The sequence below is a fragment of the Bacillus cereus group sp. MG4 genome (assembly GCF_040460055.1).
GTDB classification, from domain to species: Bacteria; Bacillota; Bacilli; order Bacillales; family Bacillaceae_G; genus Bacillus_A; species Bacillus_A wiedmannii.
Genome location: NZ_JARVGZ010000001.1, coordinates 4,650,216 through 4,667,766, shown reverse-complemented (window position 1 = coordinate 4,667,766; position 17,551 = coordinate 4,650,216). Strand labels below are relative to the sequence as shown.

Sequence of the window (17,551 nt, the reverse complement as noted above, 5' to 3'; positions counted from 1 at the left end):
TTAATTCACCCTTTCTAATTTTTCATTACTTGCTGCAATTAATAAGTTTAGTTTGGCTAATGCTTTTCCAGAGTCAACACTATGCGTTGCTAGTGTAATTCCTTCTTCAATCGTTTCTGCTTTTCCATTTGCGAAAAGGGCTAGACCTGCATTGAATAAAACAGTATCGCGGTAGACACTCTTTTCTCCGCTTAATACGCCGAGCGTAATCTTTGCATTTTCTTTCGAATCTCCGCCTCTAATCTCTTCGTTTTTCACTATTGAGAAACCATATTTCTTAGGTTCAATACTCGTTTCTACTATTTCATTATCTTTTAAAATGACAACATAATTTTCTCCTTGCAATGACGCTTCATCTAAAAAACCACTTCCATTTACGACAAGCGCTTGTTTTCTGCCTAGTTTCTGTAATACTTGCGCAACTGGTAGTAACATATCTCGTTTATAAATGCCGACAAATTGTGTTTCTAAATTCACCGGATTTGTTAAAGGACCAATTAAATTAAAGATTGTCGGCACATTTAATTCTTTTCTTATTTTCATAATGCGCCGTAATGCTGGATGCATCGCTGGTGCGAATAAAAATGCAATGCCGACATGCTCTAATAAATAATCAATTTCGTTTGGCGTACTACTAATATTTACACCGAGTTCTTCTAATAAATCTGCACTTCCTGTTTTACTAGAAACAGCTCGGTTACCGTGTTTTGCAACCTTTACGCCAGCTCCTGCCAGTACAAATGCCGATGTTGTACTAATATTAAACGTTTGGGCACCGTCACCACCCGTCCCGCAATTGTCCATTGCTCCTTGTATATGGTTCGAAAACGGTAATGCCTTTTCACGAAGAGCTCGAACGAGACCGTATATTTCTTCTGCCGTTTCACCTTTCGCTTTCAGTAAGACTAAGAAGGCTGCAATTTCACTTTCCAATATGTTTTCATTTAATAAAAGAAGCCCTGCTCTATACATTTCCTCTTCTGTTAAATGTTGTCCCTCCACTAATTTACGAAGATAGTTATTCATACTCTTTCCTCCTCCTTCACTTCACCTAAAAAGGCACGTATTAACTTTCCACCTTCTTCTGTTGCGATTGATTCTGGATGAAACTGTAGTCCGAATAGCGGATAATAATTGTGACGAACTGCCATAATTTCTCCGTCATCCATCGCTGTCGCTAGTATGTCAAAACACTCTGGCAAACTCGTTTTCGCTGCAACAAGGGAATGGTAGCGCATCGCTGTTAACGGCTGTGTTACATATGAAAAGATTGAATTTCCGTTATGTTTCACACGGGATGTTTTTCCGTGTTTAATACGTTCTGCTCTAACAATGTCTCCTCCAAATGCTGATATAATCGCTTGATGACCAAGGCAAATACCTAATATGGGAACGTTCTTATAAAAATGACGAATCACTTCGATACAAATACCAGCATCCTCTGGTTTTCCTGGCCCTGGCGAAAGCACAATTCCTTTCGGCTTCATTTCTTCTAATTTTTCTATCGTTATTTGATCATTTCTTACGACAACAATATTTTCTTCGTATTCACCTAACAGTTGATACAAGTTATATGTGAATGAATCATAATTATCAATCAGTACAATCATTTCATTACCTCCAATAGTGCTCTCGCTTTATTTAACGTTTCTTCATATTCAGCTACTGGGTCTGAATCATAAACAATTCCCGCTCCTGCCTGAACGTATGCTTTTTCATCCTTGACGACCATCGTTCGAATCGCAAGCGCCATATCAAGATTCCCTGAAAAACTAACGTATCCAACTGCACCTGCGTATACATTTCTTTTTTCATTCTCTAGCTCATTTATAATTTCCATCGCTCTAATTTTCGGAGCGCCTGACACTGTTCCTGCTGGTAGACAATACGCTAATGCATCAAATCCACTCATTCTTTTTCGCAATATTCCGTAAACTTCAGATACAATGTGCATAACGTGAGAGTATTTTTCTACTTTCATATATTTATCTATCGTAACTGAGCCAATTTCACTTACTCTGCCAATATCATTCCGCCCAAGATCCACAAGCATCATGTGCTCTGCTCGTTCTTTCTCATTTTCTAAAAGTTCTTTCTCAATTTCCGCATCTTCCTGCTTCGTTTTCCCTCTCGGCCTCGTACCGGCAATTGGATTCGTCATCACTTTATCCTCTCTTACCGATAACAAACTTTCCGGCGAAGAACCGAGTACAACATAATCTTGAAAATCGATATAGAACATATATGGTGACGGATTTGCAATTCGAAGTTTTCGGTATAAAGCGAAAGGATCACCAATACATTCACTTTGCAAACGCTGGGATAATACAACTTGGAATATGTCCCCGGCTCGAATGTATTCCTTCGCCGTTTCTACCATCGCGCAAAATTCTTTTTCTGTTATAGAAGAAGTGAATGATAATGTTGATCGTATTTCAGTTACTTCCGCTTCTTCTTCCTGTAACACTTCTTCTTTGTATACTTGCAATCTTTCATATACTTCTTCATAATCTGCTGAATCGTCTTCCCTGCATACATATACAAATGATAATTTTTGGCGTACGTGGTCATACACGATAAACTCACGGTACAGTAAAAGATGTACTTCTGGAATATTCAATGGATCGTGTAAATCTACTCCAATGTTTTCATATTGCCGGATGACGTCATAGCCAATATAACCAACTGCTCCTCCGCAAAACGGGAATGGACTGTCTACTTGTGCTGACCGGGTTTCTTTTTCTAACACTTGTAGTACGTTACCTTGCAGCTTTTCTGCCCTGCCGTAAATCGTTCGTTCCACTTCCGTACCAACGCTTTTCACTTCACCATACGGATTACAGCCTAAGTAAGAATAGCGTCCTTTATCTTGATGAAGCTGAGAGCTTTCTAATAAAAACTTTTTCTTTCCCTTCATACGTCTATATAAAGAAATTGGCGTAATGCTATCTCCTTCTTCTTCAGCGATTACTAAAAATGTTCTTCTCTGTTCTTTTTGCTTCATAAATTCCTCTTTTGTCATCATGCCTTTCACCTCAATCTGAAAAATAAAAAAGTCCCCTACATATCGAAATATGTAGAGGACGATAAATTTACCGTGGTACCACCTCATGTTGGACGCAAAAGCATCCCGCTTTGTTCAGGTACAAAATATATACCTTATCCTTGTAACGGCGGAACCCGGGTTGCCTACTGAAAATAATTGTTCAGCATACCTCTCGTAAGCCCATTCCGTATATGGCACCGCACCGGGCTCCCACCTATCCCCAGCTCTCTGCAACGTCTCCAATATACGTACTCTTCTTACTTCAACGATTTCATTTATTTAATTTTTTGTACACAAAAAGGGAGTACTCATCCTATAGAAAGGACGGGTACTCCCGTGGTGCCACCTTAATTCGTTACAAATGTAACGCACTTTACCGTATCAAAAACAATACGTGTCTCTTGTATCGATGAGATCATGTCGCCAAAGCCTACTTCTTTCGTTTCGGTTTGGAAGCTCCGAAGCCCATTCCACATCAATCCCATACTGATTCGCACCAACCATCAGCTCTCTGACATGTTCATCATGTGTACTCTTCTTCATCAACGCTTGCATTTTTTTAAGTTGCACTCATTATAGACCTGACTTTTTTCATAAGTCAATACTTTTTAAAAAAATTTATTTTTCTCTCCTTTCAATATTATATTGACAAAACAACCTCTTTTTATGTAAATATAATAAATACTCTATTAAAAATAAGGTTTTTTGCATGAATATTATATATTTAAAAAGTAAAACGATGCCAAAAAACGCTTACATTTCTGAAAATTCATATTTCTGTATGGATTTTTCAGAATAATCATGATAGATTATAAATATGCATAACGCATCAAAAGACATGACAAAAGGAAGGGGAACTACATGAGTACGCAGATGTTAACTTTAACTTCTATCTCTATTTACATGCTCGGGATGTTAGTAATTGGCTATTTCGCCTACAAACGAACGTCCAACTTAACAGATTATATGCTTGGCGGGCGTACACTAGGCCCCGCAGTAACAGCATTAAGTGCTGGAGCAGCTGATATGAGTGGTTGGCTTTTAATGGGATTACCCGGTGCAATGTTTAGCGTTGGATTAAGTAGTAGTTGGATTGCGATCGGCCTAACATTAGGCGCATACGCAAACTGGATCTATGTCGCTCCTCGCTTACGTACCTACTCTGAAATTGCAAACAACTCTATTACTATCCCAGAATTTTTGGAACACCGTTTCCACGACAAGTCCCATTTGCTACGCCTAGTATCTGGACTTGTTATTATGATATTTTTCACGTTTTATGTAGCTTCAGGATTTGTCTCTGGCGCTGTATTATTCGAAAATTCATTTGGACTCAATTACCATGTTGGTCTTCTTATCGTTGGTGGAGTTGTCGTAGCTTACACATTATTTGGTGGTTTTTTAGCTGTAAGTTGGACAGACTTCGTGCAAGGAATCATTATGGTAGTCGCTCTTATTCTTGTTCCAGTCGTAACAATTATGCACGTAAATGGACTTGGTCCAGCATTTGAAACAATTAAATCTATCGATCCGGCATTATTAGATATTTTTAAAGGTACTTCTGTATTAGGAATTATTTCATTATTCGCATGGGGCCTTGGTTATGTTGGACAACCACATATTATCGTACGCTTTATGGCGATTTCTTCTGTAAAAGAAATTAAAAGCGCACGACGTATTGGTATGAGCTGGATGATTTTTTCTGTTGTCGGAGCTATGTTTACTGGCCTTATCGGTATTGCGTACTATTCAAAAGCAGGTTTAAAACTTTCTGATCCAGAAACGATTTTCGTTGAACTTGGCACTATTTTATTCCATCCACTTATTACTGGATTTTTATTAGCAGCTATTTTAGCAGCGGTTATGAGTACAATTTCATCTCAGTTACTCGTTACTTCGAGTGCTATAACAGAAGATTTATATCGTACATTCTTTAAACGTTCTGCTTCTGATAAAGAACTTGTATTTGTCGGTCGGATGGCTGTACTTGTTATTGCATTAGTTGGGTGCGCTTTAGCGTTTAAACAAAATGATACGATTTTAGCTCTTGTTGGATACGCTTGGGCTGGATTTGGTTCTTCATTCGGACCTGCTATTTTATTAAGCTTATATTGGAAACGTATGACGAAGTGGGGCGCACTTGCTGGTATGATTTCTGGTGCCGCTACTGTTATTATATGGACTCAATTCGAATTCTTAAAAGATTTCTTATATGAAATGATTCCAGGTTTCGCTATTAGTTTACTAGCCATCGTAATTGTTAGTTTACTAACACAACCTTCAAAAGAAGTTGAAGAGCAATTTGAGAATTTCGAAAAACAACATAGTCATAATCTATAAAGGAAAAGCTCTGCTGTTATCGTATCAGCAGAGCTTTCTTTTTATGAAAGTTCGACAATCTTCTACTCGAATTTAACAATTTCTTTATGTTTCGTTAAATTAAACATAACACTACTCCTTTATAGTAGTACTATCAGCACTTATACAGGAAGGGGACTCCAACATGTTAGCAGCTTTCCAGCAACAACAAACACGAAAATTTTCACCTATTACAAATACTTCTGCGTCTTGTTTGAACATACAACCTAACCCACCTAAATTTTCAATCGCTCCTTCTGTTATTTCAGTCATTGGTGTTCATATGGAAAAAAATAAGTTGAAAGTAAGAACTGGACAAAGCACTGAGTTATCAGCTTCCGTTTTGCCAGTGCAAGCAACGAATAAAGAACTTGTTTGGACAAATATGAATGCTGATGTTATCACAATGTATCCAAAAGGTAATACAGTAACGATTACTGGAAAAAGTGCCGGAAGAGCAGTCGTAATTGTCACAACTACTGAAGGAAAGTTCCGTGACCTATGTATTATTCATGTACAACCTTATATGACAAATCCAAAGTAAAAGAGTGGCTTCCTAGCCACTCTTTTACTTGATTTCAATGTGTGAATTTTTACTTGTAACAAGATTGATGAATTGGTCTTTATCTTTAGGAGAAATAACTTCTGTTTTATGTGCGCCGTAAACAATTTCAAGTCGATCCAATGACAATGCATGAGCAGCTATTGGATTTTTCGTATTTGAAATTTGTTTTATATCTCGTATAAATATGCTTTTTTTAACGAGACCTGATCTAATTGTAATTGTTTCTTCTCCGACGATGTATTTTGTCGAAAACCAACTCCACATAAATAATATTGCTAACGGAAGTGTAAAAAATAAAAGAAAATACTCTTTTCCTGCAAATAGAGGAGCAAAACACGCTCCAATGACAACGAAAAAAATCGGATATAACCATATATCTTTTTTTGATGGAAATTCCATTAAACTTCCCTTCCTCCCCTATATTTCTGTAAAACAAAAAGAGAAGTATCACAACTTCTCTTTTCTCCTCTAACATTATAATTCCTGTGTATACGCAGGCTCATTTACTACATTTTTTGCTGTTCGTTTTTGTTGTTGTAGTAAGAAAACAGATACACCAAACAATACGAGCATGCTACCGATAATTTGCATGGCATTTAGTCTTTCCCCGAGTAAGAAGAAGGCTAGTATAGATGCTCCAACTGGTTCACCTAAAATACTCATTGAAATTGTTGTTGCATTTACGTAGTTTAATAACCAATTATTAATGACGTGTGACACTGTCGGCACAACCGCAAGTAAAAGAAAAACGGTCCAATCCCACTTCGTATAACCTGTAAAAGGCACTTGCAATACTATATTATAAATCCCCATAAAAATACCGGCGAATGCAAAGACTGTAAAGCTGTAAATCCAGTGTGATACTTTCTTTACTGTCGTTTGCCCGATAAATAAATAACCGACAACCGCTATGACACTTAAAAAGGATAATATATCTCCATAAATTGCTTGTTCACTTAACCCTAAATCTCCCCACCCAATACACATTACGCCTAGTATCGCTATTCCCATTGTCGCAATGGCTGAGTATGTTGTTCTTTCTTTAAATAAGAAAAAACCTCCAACTAAAGATACGATTGGTTGAAGCGCTAAAATAATCGTCGAACTAGCAACTGTCGTATGCTTTAAAGATTCAAACCACAAAAGAAAATGAAGCGCTAAAAAGAAACCAGATCCAATTAAAAATCCCCAATCTTTTATTTGAATCTTACTAAACTCTTCCCGTTTTTTCCAAACGATAGGCAGCATAATAAGCACGATAATCCATAATCGATACATACTTAATATTGAAGATGGTGCTGAGGACATCTTTACAAAAACTGCTGCGAATGAAATGGCTATAATGGAAATTGCTAATGGTAGTGCGATTGATCTTTCTTGTTTCAAATTCCGTCTCCCCTCTCACCTGTCAAAAATCCCACTTCATTATATCCGTTTTCTTTCATAACTTAAATACTAATTTTTTAGATTCTTCGTACCATTATGGTAAAATAGAAACGAAAGCACCTATTAGTGAATATTTCTTTCTTTTTCACTACAAGCGTCGCTCTTACAATCATTACAGTAAATTTTTATTTAGGGGGATCTACATGAATCAAACAATAGGGAGAATTGAAGAAATTTCATTTTATAGCGCATCACTTCAAGAAGATGTTACACTTCTCGTTTACTTACCAGTAAATTACACACCACTGCACAAACATACAGTTGTCATTGCACAAGATGGTAGAGATTATTTTCAGCTTGGTAAAGCGCACCGTGTAATTGAGCGCCTTCGTGAAACTGAAGAAATTGACCGTACAATTATTGTCGGTATTCCATATAAAAATGTACACGATCGTAAAGAAAAATATTTCCCAAATGAAGTGAAAAACGCTGCGTATATTCGTTTCCTTGCTCATGAACTTGCACCATATATCGATGAAAATTATCCAACGTACCAAATGGGAAAAGGTCGTGTGTTAATTGGTGATTCTCTTGGCGGGACAGTTTCCTTCATGACTGCACTTATGTATCCGCATACATTCGGTAAAGTCGTTATGCAATCACCATTTGTGGATGAAACAGTGATGAGCTTAGCAAAAGACTTTAAAAATCCGGAGGCGCTAGACCTTTATCACGTCATTGGGACAGAAGAAACAGCTGTAAAACGCACTGATGGACAAGTATCCGATTTCGTTGGGCCGAACCGTGAGCTCAATACGCTTCTGACAGATAGAAATTTCATCACACATTACGAAGAATTCGAAGGTAACCACACGTGGAAATATTGGCAAACTGATTTACCGAAAGCTTTCTCTCATATTCTATCAATGAAATAATAGAGAGCAGTATTCAGAATAATTTGATATAATAGATTAAGAGAGTTATTTTCTCAAAATCTAACTAGACTTACAAAGGGAGGAATTGGAACATGAAATTAGGCATTGTAATTTTTCCATCTAAAATGATTCAAGATAAAGCGAACGGATTGCGTAAACGTTATGATCCGCACTACGCATTAGTTCCGCCACATATTACATTGAAAACACCCTTTGAGACGCAAGATGAACAATTAGAATCGATTGTAAAAGAGTTACATACAATCGCAAGTAAAACGAACCCTTTCACCCTTCATGTCGGAAAAGTTGGTTCATTCGCACCTGTTAATAATGTTCTTTATTTTAAAGTAGAAAAAACACCTGAACTTACTTTCTTAAATGAGGAGATGCATAGCGAATTCTTTATACAAGAACGCGAGTACGCTTTCGTACCTCATTTAACAATCGGACAAGGCTTATCCGATGCAGAGCATGCTGATGTATTAGGTCGATTACGTATGAAAGATTTCTATTATGAACAACCAATTGATCGCTTCCATCTTCTATATCAATTAGAAAACGGAACGTGGACTGTATACGAAACATTCCACCTTGGAAAGGGGAACAACTAATTTGCACGCACAGATCGTACAAACGGACGAACAACTAAGAGATGCATTCTCTGTACGTAAGCAAGTATTTGTGAATGAGCAACAAGTTTCTGCTGACGAAGAGTATGATGAGTTTGAAGAAACTTCAACACACGTTGTTATATATGATAATGATGTTCCAGTTGGTGCTGGTCGTTTTCGCATACTGGATGGAATAGGAAAAATGGAACGCATTTGCGTACTAGCTTCCCATCGTAAAAAAGGCATTGGAAAAATTGTTATGGATGCACTTGAAGCGTATGCGAATGAAAACTCGCTACCAAAATTAAAGCTGCATGCCCAAACACATGCTGAAGATTTCTATAAGAAACTTGGATATGTAACGCATTCTGATGTATTCATGGAAGCAAATATTCCTCACATCGTTATGATAAAAGAATTGTAATTTGAAAACAGGAGGTATCCCCTCCTGTTTTTTACATTGCTATTTTCTTTTTCTTCCGCTAAAGTTAAATGTTGATGCTATAGTTTTGAAGGTGAATATATGACACAAGAAAAATTTTCACAAAAATCATTAACGCACGCTGACATTCCGCGTGCAACATATCATATTCCGAAAACATCTACCCATTTAATTATGGAAGAAGATGCAGATGCGGCGTATTTTCGCGCTCTCGAACAACAAAATGTTTTTTTAAATGAAAAACAATTAGAGGCTGTGCGAACGACAGAAGGCCCTGTCCTTACATTGGCTGGTGCCGGAAGCGGGAAAACATCTGTTTTAACAACCCGCGTAGGTTATTTAGTAAATGTAAAACAAGTTCATCCACGAAATATTTTATTGCTTACATTTACACAAAAAGCAGCTGAAGAAATCCGAAACCGTGTAGCAAATTTACCAGGTATGAATCGTGCTGCAAGTAGCTACGTTGTTGCTGGTACATTCCACTCTGTCTTTTTAAAATTGCTTCGTAGTCAAGGATATAATCAGCAAATTTTAGCAAACGAAAAACATAAACAAATTATGATAAAGAAAATCTTGAAAGAATTGCGTCTAAAAGACGATTATGATGCTGAAACAATGCTCGCCATGATTTCACTTGAGAAAAACAAATTGAATCGTCCGAAAGATGTAAAAGCAAAAACACCCGTTGAACAAGAATTTAAAGAAGTATACGAGCGTTTTGAAGAAGTAAAACAACGATATAATTATATTGATTTCGATGACATCTTATTAGAAACATATTATATGTTAGAAAATAACGTTCCTTTGCTTACCCTATTACAACAACGTTTCCACTATATTGAAGTAGATGAGTTCCAAGATACATCGTATGCACAATATGAAATTGTAAAATTGTTAGCCACGCCAAGAAATAATTTATTTATCGCAGGTGATGACGATCAGGCGATATATGGCTGGCGAGGAGCAAGTCACCAAATTATTTTATCTTTTCCAAAAGAATTTGATAACACTACGATTATCGCACTTAATACGAATTATCGATCCAATCCTTTTATCGTCGGGCTTGGAAATGAAGTTATCAAACTAAACCAGGAGCGTTTTGATAAAGAGCTATATTCTGTGCGTGAAGAAGGTGTACAACCTTTTTACGCAAGACCTGCTACGACTCTTGATGAAGCAAATCAAATTTTGCAGCTCATTCAAGAAAAAGTAGATAGCGGCGAACGCAACTTTAAAGATTTTTGTTTACTGTATCGTACACATTCTGTAAGCCGTTCGTTACTTGATCAGCTTACAATTCACAAAATCCCGTTTATTAAGCACGGGGCGAGTCAATCATTTTATGAACATTCTTTAATTAAGCCTGTATTAGATCATTTAAGACTGGTGATTGAACCGTTTCGACTAGAATCACTTTCAAATATATTGCCAACTATGTATATCGGGCGTGATGATTGTATTTCATTTATTGAACGTGAACAATGGAAATATGGCGAGGGGCGGTTCCCTTCTCTTCTTCATTTCTTATTATTAAATCCGAGCTTGAAACCTTTTCAAGTAAAAAAGGTAAATGAGCGTATCGATTTTATTAAATTTATAAAAGAATTAGAACCGAAAAAAGCATTAAAAGAAATTATTCATGGTAAAGGAAAGTATTTAGAGTACTTACAAAGTAACGATCGTTCTTCCTTTACGATGCATAAAGATATACAAGAAGAAATGTTAGAAGAATTAATGGAGTCAGCAACTCGTTTCACCGATATTCCAGCATACTTACAATTTATTGATGAAGCAATTCAAGGTCAAAAAGAAATGGAAGCATTAAAAACAATGCCGGAAAAAAATGCTGTTTCGCTTATGTCTATTCATAACGCAAAAGGCCTTGAATTTCCATGCGTCTTTTTACTTGGAGCGAGCGATGGTATTCTCCCCCATACTTCTTCTTTAAAAGATGCAAATGATCGTGTTACAGAGACTTCTGAAGCTTTAGAAGAAGAACGCCGACTACTTTATGTCGCCATTACACGTGCGAAAGAAGAACTTTACATTTCCTCTCCGCAATTTTTTAGAGGTAAAAAATTAGATATCTCTCGTTTTTTATATACTGCGCGAAAAGATTTATCTGAAAAGACATCCACTAAATAAGGATGTCTTTTTTTCATATTGCATTATGTACATCCCTACTATATAAATTCCATGTTCTTATCATAAGAATTAACGTAATATCAACCATATACCATTCATATTGTAATAGTGTATGTCAGAACTCACGATAAGGAGTGAACATAATGAGCTGCAATTGTAACGAAGACCATCATCATCATCATCACGATTGTGATTTCAACTGTGTATCAAATGTCGTTCGTTTTATACATGAATTACAAGAATGTGCAACCACAACCTGTGGATCTGGTTGCGAAGTTCCATTTTTAGGAGCACATAATAGTGCATCTGTAGCAAATACACGCCCGTTTATTTTATACACAAAAACTGGAGAACCTTTTGAAGCATTTGCACCAAATGCAAGCCTTTCTAGCTGCCGATCTCCAATTTTCCGTGTCGAGAGTATAGACGATGATGATTGCGCTGTATTGCGTGTATTAACTGTAGTATTAGGTGATACTTCTCCTGTACCACCTGATAATGATCCAATTTGCACGTTTTTAGCTGTACCAAATGCAAGATTAATATCGACCAACACTTGCCTTACTGTTGATTTAAGTTGCTTCTGCGCTATTCAATGCTTACGTGATGTTACGATTTAAAACTAAATAATGAGTTAAGCATGGATTGGGTGGCAGAATTATCTGCCACCCAATCCATGCTTAAAAGGTATTATTATGTATTTTTTATAAAATTGGGAACTTGTCTAGAACATAGAACCTGTCCTTTTCATTAACTGAAAGTAGAAACAGATAAAGGAGTGAAAAACATGTTCTCTTCTGATTGCGAATTTACGAAAATCGATTGTGAGGCGAAACCAGCTAGTACACTACCTGCATTCGGTTTTGCTTTCAACGCTTCTGCACCTCAGTTCGCTTCACTATTCACACCACTACTATTACCTAGCGTAAGTCCAAACCCAAATATTACTGTTCCTGTAATAAATGATACAGTAAGTGTCGGAGATGGTATTCGAATTCTACGAGCTGGTATTTATCAAATCAGTTATACATTAACAATTAGTCTTGATAACGCACCTGTTGCACCAGAAGCTGGTCGTTTCTTCTTATCATTAGGTACACCAGCTAACATTATTCCTGGATCAGGTACAGCGGTTCGTTCTAACGTTATTGGTACTGGTGAAGTAGACGTATCCAGCGGTGTTATTCTTATTAACTTAAACCCTGGTGACTTAATTCGAATTGTACCAGTCGAGTTAATTGGAACTGTAGACATCCGTGCTGCAGCATTAACAGTTGCACAAATTAGCTAGTAAAAAGCGGTATTTCTCCTTTGAAATACCGCTTTTTATTTTTGTAATAAAAAACACTCATAGTAACATGAGTGTTTCATTCTTCATATTGTTTTATTATGTTCTTCTTTTTCCCACAATTACATCCTTTTTTCTTCACAAATCCTTGTTGTTGCAATTGTTCTTGATATGCCTGTTGTTGCAATTGGTGTTGTTGCTGTATATGATACCATTGCTGCAGGTCATATGAATTTTGCCTTGGATTATTGCTCACAGCAAACATCTCCTCTACTGTCAATTCTGTCTATTTACTATATGAACAACTTTTTATTTCCGTTCCCTCATTCTTTTAAACTCCGCTTTTTCTCGTATTATGAAAATATATTATTCTCCCATAAAGTATCCGGTAATCGTTTCAATGATTGCTGCTGCTCCTGCAATAGCTAATAATGCAAGTAACGGCTCTGCAACGATAGGGATACAATTATATAAAACTAATAAAAAAGCACTAACCCATACACCTGTACACCAATAACAGCTTAATAATTCACCAATCCACTTTCTTAATCCTTTACCTTTTACTTTTGTAAAAGTTGATACACTTCCATCCGGCTCTGTAACCTCTAATTCGTCAATAAACGGTCTTCGCAAAAAAGCTGTAATTTTATCATAAACAATTAAACGTGTGAGCCTAAAAGCAGCTAACGCGAAAATAAAAAATAAAAGCCAGCTTGTAAACAGCATAATTCCACCTTCCCTTATCCTCTTTCGCCTATTTAAAAAAAAAGGTCTTGAGATTGTGACCAAATCTCCTCAACTCCAATATCTTATTAATGTAAATACAAACAAGAAGATAAGGAGTGACATTAATGAGTTGTAACGAAAATAAACACCATGGCTCTTCTCATTGTGTAGTTGACGTTGTAAAATTCATCAATGAATTACAAGATTGTTCTACAACAACGTGTGGATCTGGTTGTGAAATCCCATTTTTAGGAGCACACAATAGTGCTTCAGTAGCTAATACACGCCCTTTTATTTTATACACAAAAACTGGAGAACCTTTTGAAGCATTTGCACCAACTGCAAGCCTTTCTAGCTGCCGATCTCCAATTTTCCGTGTGGAAAGTGTAGATGATGATAGTTGTGCTGTACTACGTGTATTAACTGTAGTATTAGGTGATACCTCTCCTGTACCACCTGATAATGATCCAATTTGTACGTTTTTAGCTGTACCAAATGCAAGATTAGTATCGACTAACACTTGTCTTACTGTTGATTTAAGCTGCTTCTGTGCGATTCAGTGCTTACGCGACGTTTCTATCTAATAAGTGAAGTAAACTAAAAAACTATTGGGGTGGTAGAAGATTTTCTACCACCTTTACATATTTAAAAGCCGGCCATACTAATCGATTGGATATCATCTATAGACAACCTAATATCTCTCATACTATTTTGCGGCATAATGGATACAATGCCATTACGATACGATATGATTGATCCAATATAAGAAACTGTAGCCGTTTTTATTCTGCACCTTACTTTCGGAATGTAATGAGGACGGTTTAATAAGAAATGAATTTTCTCATCATTATTCATATCCTTAAATGATTTATTATACGGAACAGTTCTCACTGGCTCTTGCTGTTCTTGTACTTGTTCCTCTTCTTCTATTTTTTCTTCTACTTGTTCTTCTTGTTGCTCTTCTTGTTGTTCTATTACTTCTTCCACAGCACTACTTACAGCATTTTCGTTTCTATTACTGCTCTCTTTTCGATCCTCATTTTCAAAGTTTGTTAAGATAATCCTTTTTATTTTCGGTGCAGCAAGTTCCAAATTTACTTGCGCAATATATAACAACGGTTTTCCAACTGTTGAACTTTTATTTTTATTCTTCACACTCGTCCCTCCCACTTCCATACGTAGCTGAATAAATCGTGTACTATTATAGTTATATTCATAACGTGGTAAGAACTTTCGTTAAAAATCGTTCTTTCTAAGAACAAATAAAAAGGACAATCTCAACATTTAGAGATTGTCCTTTAAAAATTAATATTATATTTATCCTAGAATATGATACCCTGAATCAACGTGAATGTTTTCTCCTGTTACGCCGCGTGCTAAATCACTGAATAAGAATACTGCTGTATCCCCAACTTCTTCTGGAGTTGTTGTACGACGAAGTGGTGCGCGCTCCTCAATTTCTCTTAAAATTGAGTTAAAGTCGCCTACGCCTTTTGCAGATAACGTACGAATTGGTCCTGCAGAAATAGCGTTAACGCGAATGCCGTGTTGGCCTAAATCGTTAGCTAAATATTTTACGCTCGCTTCTAATGAAGCTTTCGCAACACCCATAACGTTATAGTTTTTCACAACGCGCTCGCCGCCAAGGTATGTTAACGTTAAAATATTTCCGCCTTCTGTCATTACTTTCTTCGCTTCTCTTGCTACAGCTGTTAAAGAGAATGCACTAATATTTTGTGCAAGTAAAAATCCATCGCGAGAAGTATCTACAAATTCACCTTTTAAATCATCACGATTTGCAAAAGCAATACAGTGTGCAACACCGTGAATTGTACCAATCTCTTGCTTGATTGTTTCAAAGCAAGCTGTAAGTTCTTCATCATTTGTTACATCACAAGGTAATACAAGTGATTCTTGTCCTTCTAATGTTTCCGCTAATTCACGAACGTTTCTTTCTAAACGTTCTCCTGCATATGTGAAGATTAGTTTTGCACCTGCATTATGCAAAGAGCGAGCAATTCCCCACGCAATACTTCTTTGGTTCGCAACGCCCATAACAACAAATGTTTTCCCTTGTAATAGTTCCATGATATATCCTCCCAGAATTGCTTATACTTGTTATTAGTACCTGATACTATAATTATAGTACCATAAAACCTCTTAAAGGCAAACAAAAAAGTCATTAACTTAAATTTTGTTAATGACTTTTTGTTTCTATAAAAAACCGCTCTAATCCTTCTTCCCAAGAAGGCATTTGTGAAAAACCATTTAATCGTAGCATGTTATGTTGGAAAACAGAATATTTCGGTCTCGCTGCCGCCGATCCAAATTCTTCGGTTGAAACAGGTAATACATTCACTTTCATATTTGCATCCGAGAATATTTTTTTTGCAAATTCAAACCAAGAACATGAACCTCTATTTGATACATGATACGTACCGTATAAAGAAGTGTGAATGAGCTTATTAATCATCACATTTAAATCCGCCACATAAGTAGGAGAACCAATTTGATCCGCTACAACAGATAATTCTGCTCTTTCTTTTCCTAACCGCATCATCGTTTTCACAAAATTGTTTCCATACTTACCATATAACCACGATGTTCGAACGATAAAATATTTATTATGTAACTCTTTGACAAACTGCTCTCCCGCATACTTAGAAGCCCCGTATACATTTATCGGTGATGGATTATGAAACTCATGATAGCCATCTGGTCTGTCACCTTGAAATACATAATCGGTACTAATATAAACTAATTTCGCCCCTACTAATTGTGAAGCAACCGCTACATTTCGAGCTCCTATTGCATTTATTACATAAGCAAGATCTTGTTCTTTCTCGGCATGATCAACCTTCGTATACGCTGCACAATGAATAATTATGTGTGGCCTTATTTCTTGTACCACTTGCTGCATTCGGGATATATTTGTTATATCTAGTAACTTTTTATCAAATGGATATATGTCATATTCTTCAGGATTTAACTCTTCTTGTAGTTGCTTTCCCAATTGACCATTCGCTCCCGTTATGATAATCCGTTCTTTCATTTATATGCCCCTTATTTTTCTTTTAGTGGTTTCCACCATTCTATATGATGTTCATACCATTCCACCGTTTCTTTTAGCCCCTGTTCAAACGTATACTGCGGTTCCCACCCGAGCTCATTCTTCATCTTTTGTGCATCAATCGCATAACGACGATCATGACCTAAACGATCTGTAACATACGCAATATCTTCTTTCGTTTTTCCTAAGAGAGAGATAATTTGTTCCACAACATCTACATTGGTTTTTTCATTATTTCCACCTATATTATATACTTCTCCTATACGTCCCTTATGCAGAACAACGTCAATCGCACTACAATGATCCGTTACATGTAACCAATCTCTTACATTTAATCCATCGCCATATAACGGTAGTTTTTTTCCTTCCAGCGCATTCGTAACCATTAACGGAATTAACTTTTCAGGATATTGATACGGCCCATAGTTATTCGAGCAACGCGTTACTATAACTGGTAATTGATATGTTTTATAATAAGATAAAGCTATCATGTCGGCGCTCGCCTTGCTTGAAGAGTATGGACTATTTGGAGCTAATGGAGTTTCCTCGGTAAATCGCCCCGTTTTCCCTAAAGAGCCATACACCTCATCTGTTGATATTTGCACGAGTTTAATATGCGGATATTTTTTTACTAATTCTAATAAGGTGACTGTCCCAATTACATTTGTATCATAAAAAGGGATCGGATTTTCAATACTACGGTCCACATGTGATTCAGCTGCGAAATTTACAATTACTTGCACGTCACGTTCCTTAATAACATATTCCAGCAGCTCTCCATTTTGAATTTCCCCTTTTACAAAAGAGTAATTAGTATGCCCTTGAAGAGACTTTACATTATTTAAGTTTCCACTATATGTTAATGCATCAAAATTAATAATTTTATATGTTTCATAGCTTTGTAACATGTAATGAACAAAGTTACTTCCAATAAATCCAGCCCCACCTGTTACTAATATATTCATAAACAACTCTC

The 17,551-nt window shown here is 36.5% G+C and carries 20 protein-coding genes and 2 other annotated features; of the genes, 9 read left to right on the top strand and 11 right to left on the bottom strand.

Annotated elements, in window-relative coordinates; translation table 11 throughout:
• The 3 genes from trpD to trpE are packed head-to-tail and all read right to left on the bottom strand — an operon-like array spanning nt 1 to nt 3,025.
• Nucleotides 1-1,026 carry an anthranilate phosphoribosyltransferase gene (gene trpD, locus QCI41_RS24525; protein ID WP_353836436.1) on the bottom strand — a complete coding sequence of 342 codons (1,026 nt, stop codon included), beginning with the start codon at nt 1,024-1,026 and terminating at the stop codon, nt 1-3.
• A complete protein-coding gene (locus QCI41_RS24520) occupies nt 1,023-1,610 on the bottom strand; it encodes an anthranilate synthase component II (RefSeq protein WP_353836437.1) in 588 nt (195 codons plus the stop codon). Before QCI41_RS24520 ends, trpD begins: the two co-directional genes overlap by 4 nt.
• Nucleotides 1,607-3,025, bottom strand: coding sequence for an anthranilate synthase component I (gene trpE, locus QCI41_RS24515; protein ID WP_353836438.1), 1,419 nt, complete (start codon nt 3,023-3,025; stop codon nt 1,607-1,609). Before trpE ends, QCI41_RS24520 begins: the two co-directional genes overlap by 4 nt.
• Before the next feature lie 51 nt (nt 3,026-3,076).
• Nucleotides 3,077-3,321, bottom strand: a binding site (T-box leader).
• A gap of 42 nt (nt 3,322-3,363) precedes the next feature.
• Nucleotides 3,364-3,601 (bottom strand) — a binding site (T-box leader).
• A 306-nt stretch (nt 3,602-3,907) separates the two neighbouring features.
• Here trpE and putP point away from each other — a divergent pair.
• Together putP and QCI41_RS24505 are read left to right on the top strand one after the other, a co-directional pair.
• Nucleotides 3,908-5,386: a sodium/proline symporter PutP gene (gene putP, locus QCI41_RS24510; RefSeq protein ID WP_353836439.1), complete on the top strand. Its 1,479-nt coding sequence runs from the start codon at nt 3,908-3,910 to the stop codon at nt 5,384-5,386.
• 163 nt (nt 5,387-5,549) lie between these two features.
• Nucleotides 5,550-5,948, top strand: a complete 399-nt coding sequence (locus tag QCI41_RS24505; protein WP_353836440.1) for an Ig-like domain-containing protein — start codon at nt 5,550-5,552, stop codon at nt 5,946-5,948.
• A gap of 24 nt (nt 5,949-5,972) precedes the next feature.
• Here the strand turns inward: QCI41_RS24505 and QCI41_RS24500 are convergent, their stop codons facing one another.
• Both QCI41_RS24500 and QCI41_RS24495 read right to left on the bottom strand, forming a co-directional pair.
• Complete coding sequence (locus QCI41_RS24500; RefSeq protein ID WP_097857487.1) at nt 5,973-6,368, bottom strand: PH domain-containing protein; 396 nt, start codon at nt 6,366-6,368, stop codon at nt 5,973-5,975.
• Between the two features lie 75 nt (nt 6,369-6,443).
• Entirely contained in the window at nt 6,444-7,355 is a 912-nt protein-coding gene (locus QCI41_RS24495) for a DMT family transporter (protein ID WP_000808244.1), read from the bottom strand.
• Nucleotides 7,356-7,558: 203 nt separating this feature from the next.
• On the opposite strand from QCI41_RS24495, the gene QCI41_RS24490 reads away from it, so the two are divergent.
• From QCI41_RS24490 to exsF, 6 genes are all read left to right on the top strand, one after another.
• Entirely contained in the window at nt 7,559-8,290 is a 732-nt protein-coding gene (locus tag QCI41_RS24490) for an alpha/beta hydrolase (RefSeq protein ID WP_060489369.1), read from the top strand.
• 92 nt (nt 8,291-8,382) lie between these two features.
• Nucleotides 8,383-8,901, top strand: a complete 519-nt coding sequence (locus QCI41_RS24485) for a YjcG family protein (RefSeq protein WP_000765870.1) — start codon at nt 8,383-8,385, stop codon at nt 8,899-8,901.
• Nucleotide 8,902: 1 nt separating this feature from the next.
• Nucleotides 8,903-9,325 (top strand): GNAT family N-acetyltransferase, encoded by a 423-nt coding sequence (locus QCI41_RS24480; protein ID WP_046957039.1) that lies wholly within the window; start codon nt 8,903-8,905, stop codon nt 9,323-9,325.
• A 99-nt stretch (nt 9,326-9,424) separates the two neighbouring features.
• Nucleotides 9,425-11,491, top strand: a complete 2,067-nt coding sequence (locus QCI41_RS24475) for an ATP-dependent helicase (RefSeq protein ID WP_353836441.1) — start codon at nt 9,425-9,427, stop codon at nt 11,489-11,491.
• Nucleotides 11,492-11,634: 143 nt separating this feature from the next.
• Nucleotides 11,635-12,111, top strand: coding sequence for a spore coat protein CotY (gene cotY / locus QCI41_RS24470; RefSeq protein ID WP_353836442.1), 477 nt, complete (start codon nt 11,635-11,637; stop codon nt 12,109-12,111).
• A gap of 167 nt (nt 12,112-12,278) precedes the next feature.
• Complete coding sequence (exsF, locus tag QCI41_RS24465; protein WP_242298750.1) at nt 12,279-12,782, top strand: exosporium protein ExsF; 504 nt, start codon at nt 12,279-12,281, stop codon at nt 12,780-12,782.
• 76 nt (nt 12,783-12,858) lie between these two features.
• Here exsF and QCI41_RS24460 read toward each other — a convergent pair whose 3' ends face one another.
• Both QCI41_RS24460 and QCI41_RS24455 read right to left on the bottom strand, forming a co-directional pair.
• Nucleotides 12,859-13,044 (bottom strand): hypothetical protein, encoded by a 186-nt coding sequence (locus QCI41_RS24460; protein WP_033656535.1) that lies wholly within the window; start codon nt 13,042-13,044, stop codon nt 12,859-12,861.
• A gap of 101 nt (nt 13,045-13,145) precedes the next feature.
• Nucleotides 13,146-13,505 (bottom strand): DUF1360 domain-containing protein, encoded by a 360-nt coding sequence (locus QCI41_RS24455; protein WP_353836443.1) that lies wholly within the window; start codon nt 13,503-13,505, stop codon nt 13,146-13,148.
• A gap of 125 nt (nt 13,506-13,630) precedes the next feature.
• Here QCI41_RS24455 and exsY point away from each other — a divergent pair, with 125 nt between their 5' ends.
• Nucleotides 13,631-14,089, top strand: a complete 459-nt coding sequence (gene exsY / locus QCI41_RS24450; protein WP_001277728.1) for an exosporium assembly protein ExsY — start codon at nt 13,631-13,633, stop codon at nt 14,087-14,089.
• A 61-nt stretch (nt 14,090-14,150) separates the two neighbouring features.
• On the opposite strand, the gene QCI41_RS24445 is transcribed toward exsY, so the two are convergent.
• The 4 genes from QCI41_RS24445 to rfbB form a co-directional block, all read right to left on the bottom strand.
• Nucleotides 14,151-14,681 carry a spore coat CotO family protein gene (locus QCI41_RS24445; RefSeq protein WP_353836444.1) on the bottom strand — a complete coding sequence of 177 codons (531 nt, stop codon included), beginning with the start codon at nt 14,679-14,681 and terminating at the stop codon, nt 14,151-14,153.
• Nucleotides 14,682-14,822: 141 nt separating this feature from the next.
• On the bottom strand, nt 14,823-15,593 hold the full coding sequence (gene fabI / locus QCI41_RS24440; RefSeq protein WP_327973770.1) for an enoyl-ACP reductase FabI: 771 nt from the start codon (nt 15,591-15,593) through the stop codon (nt 14,823-14,825).
• 109 nt (nt 15,594-15,702) lie between these two features.
• Nucleotides 15,703-16,557 (bottom strand): dTDP-4-dehydrorhamnose reductase, encoded by an 855-nt coding sequence (gene rfbD / locus QCI41_RS24435; RefSeq protein ID WP_000664403.1) that lies wholly within the window; start codon nt 16,555-16,557, stop codon nt 15,703-15,705.
• 11 nt (nt 16,558-16,568) lie between these two features.
• Nucleotides 16,569-17,540: a dTDP-glucose 4,6-dehydratase gene (gene rfbB, locus QCI41_RS24430; RefSeq protein WP_353836445.1), complete on the bottom strand. Its 972-nt coding sequence runs from the start codon at nt 17,538-17,540 to the stop codon at nt 16,569-16,571.
• Nucleotides 17,541-17,551 lie beyond the last annotated feature (11 nt).

Coding starts and splice junctions, on each gene's coding strand:
- trpD (WP_353836436.1), bottom strand. CDS start 1,026: ATGAATAACTATCTTCGTAAATTAGTGGAGGGACAACATTTAACAGAA.
- QCI41_RS24520 (WP_353836437.1), bottom strand. CDS start 1,610: ATGATTGTACTGATTGATAATTATGATTCATTCACATATAACTTGTAT.
- trpE (WP_353836438.1), bottom strand. CDS start 3,025: ATGATGACAAAAGAGGAATTTATGAAGCAAAAAGAACAGAGAAGAACA.
- putP (WP_353836439.1), top strand. CDS start 3,908: ATGAGTACGCAGATGTTAACTTTAACTTCTATCTCTATTTACATGCTC.
- QCI41_RS24505 (WP_353836440.1), top strand. CDS start 5,550: ATGTTAGCAGCTTTCCAGCAACAACAAACACGAAAATTTTCACCTATT.
- QCI41_RS24500 (WP_097857487.1), bottom strand. CDS start 6,368: ATGGAATTTCCATCAAAAAAAGATATATGGTTATATCCGATTTTTTTC.
- QCI41_RS24490 (WP_060489369.1), top strand. CDS start 7,559: ATGAATCAAACAATAGGGAGAATTGAAGAAATTTCATTTTATAGCGCA.
- QCI41_RS24485 (WP_000765870.1), top strand. CDS start 8,383: ATGAAATTAGGCATTGTAATTTTTCCATCTAAAATGATTCAAGATAAA.
- QCI41_RS24475 (WP_353836441.1), top strand. CDS start 9,425: ATGACACAAGAAAAATTTTCACAAAAATCATTAACGCACGCTGACATT.
- cotY (WP_353836442.1), top strand. CDS start 11,635: ATGAGCTGCAATTGTAACGAAGACCATCATCATCATCATCACGATTGT.
- exsF (WP_242298750.1), top strand. CDS start 12,279: ATGTTCTCTTCTGATTGCGAATTTACGAAAATCGATTGTGAGGCGAAA.
- QCI41_RS24460 (WP_033656535.1), bottom strand. CDS start 13,044: ATGTTTGCTGTGAGCAATAATCCAAGGCAAAATTCATATGACCTGCAG.
- QCI41_RS24455 (WP_353836443.1), bottom strand. CDS start 13,505: ATGCTGTTTACAAGCTGGCTTTTATTTTTTATTTTCGCGTTAGCTGCT.
- exsY (WP_001277728.1), top strand. CDS start 13,631: ATGAGTTGTAACGAAAATAAACACCATGGCTCTTCTCATTGTGTAGTT.
- QCI41_RS24445 (WP_353836444.1), bottom strand. CDS start 14,681: ATGGAAGTGGGAGGGACGAGTGTGAAGAATAAAAATAAAAGTTCAACA.
- fabI (WP_327973770.1), bottom strand. CDS start 15,593: ATGGAACTATTACAAGGGAAAACATTTGTTGTTATGGGCGTTGCGAAC.
- rfbD (WP_000664403.1), bottom strand. CDS start 16,557: ATGAAAGAACGGATTATCATAACGGGAGCGAATGGTCAATTGGGAAAG.
- rfbB (WP_353836445.1), bottom strand. CDS start 17,540: ATGAATATATTAGTAACAGGTGGGGCTGGATTTATTGGAAGTAACTTT.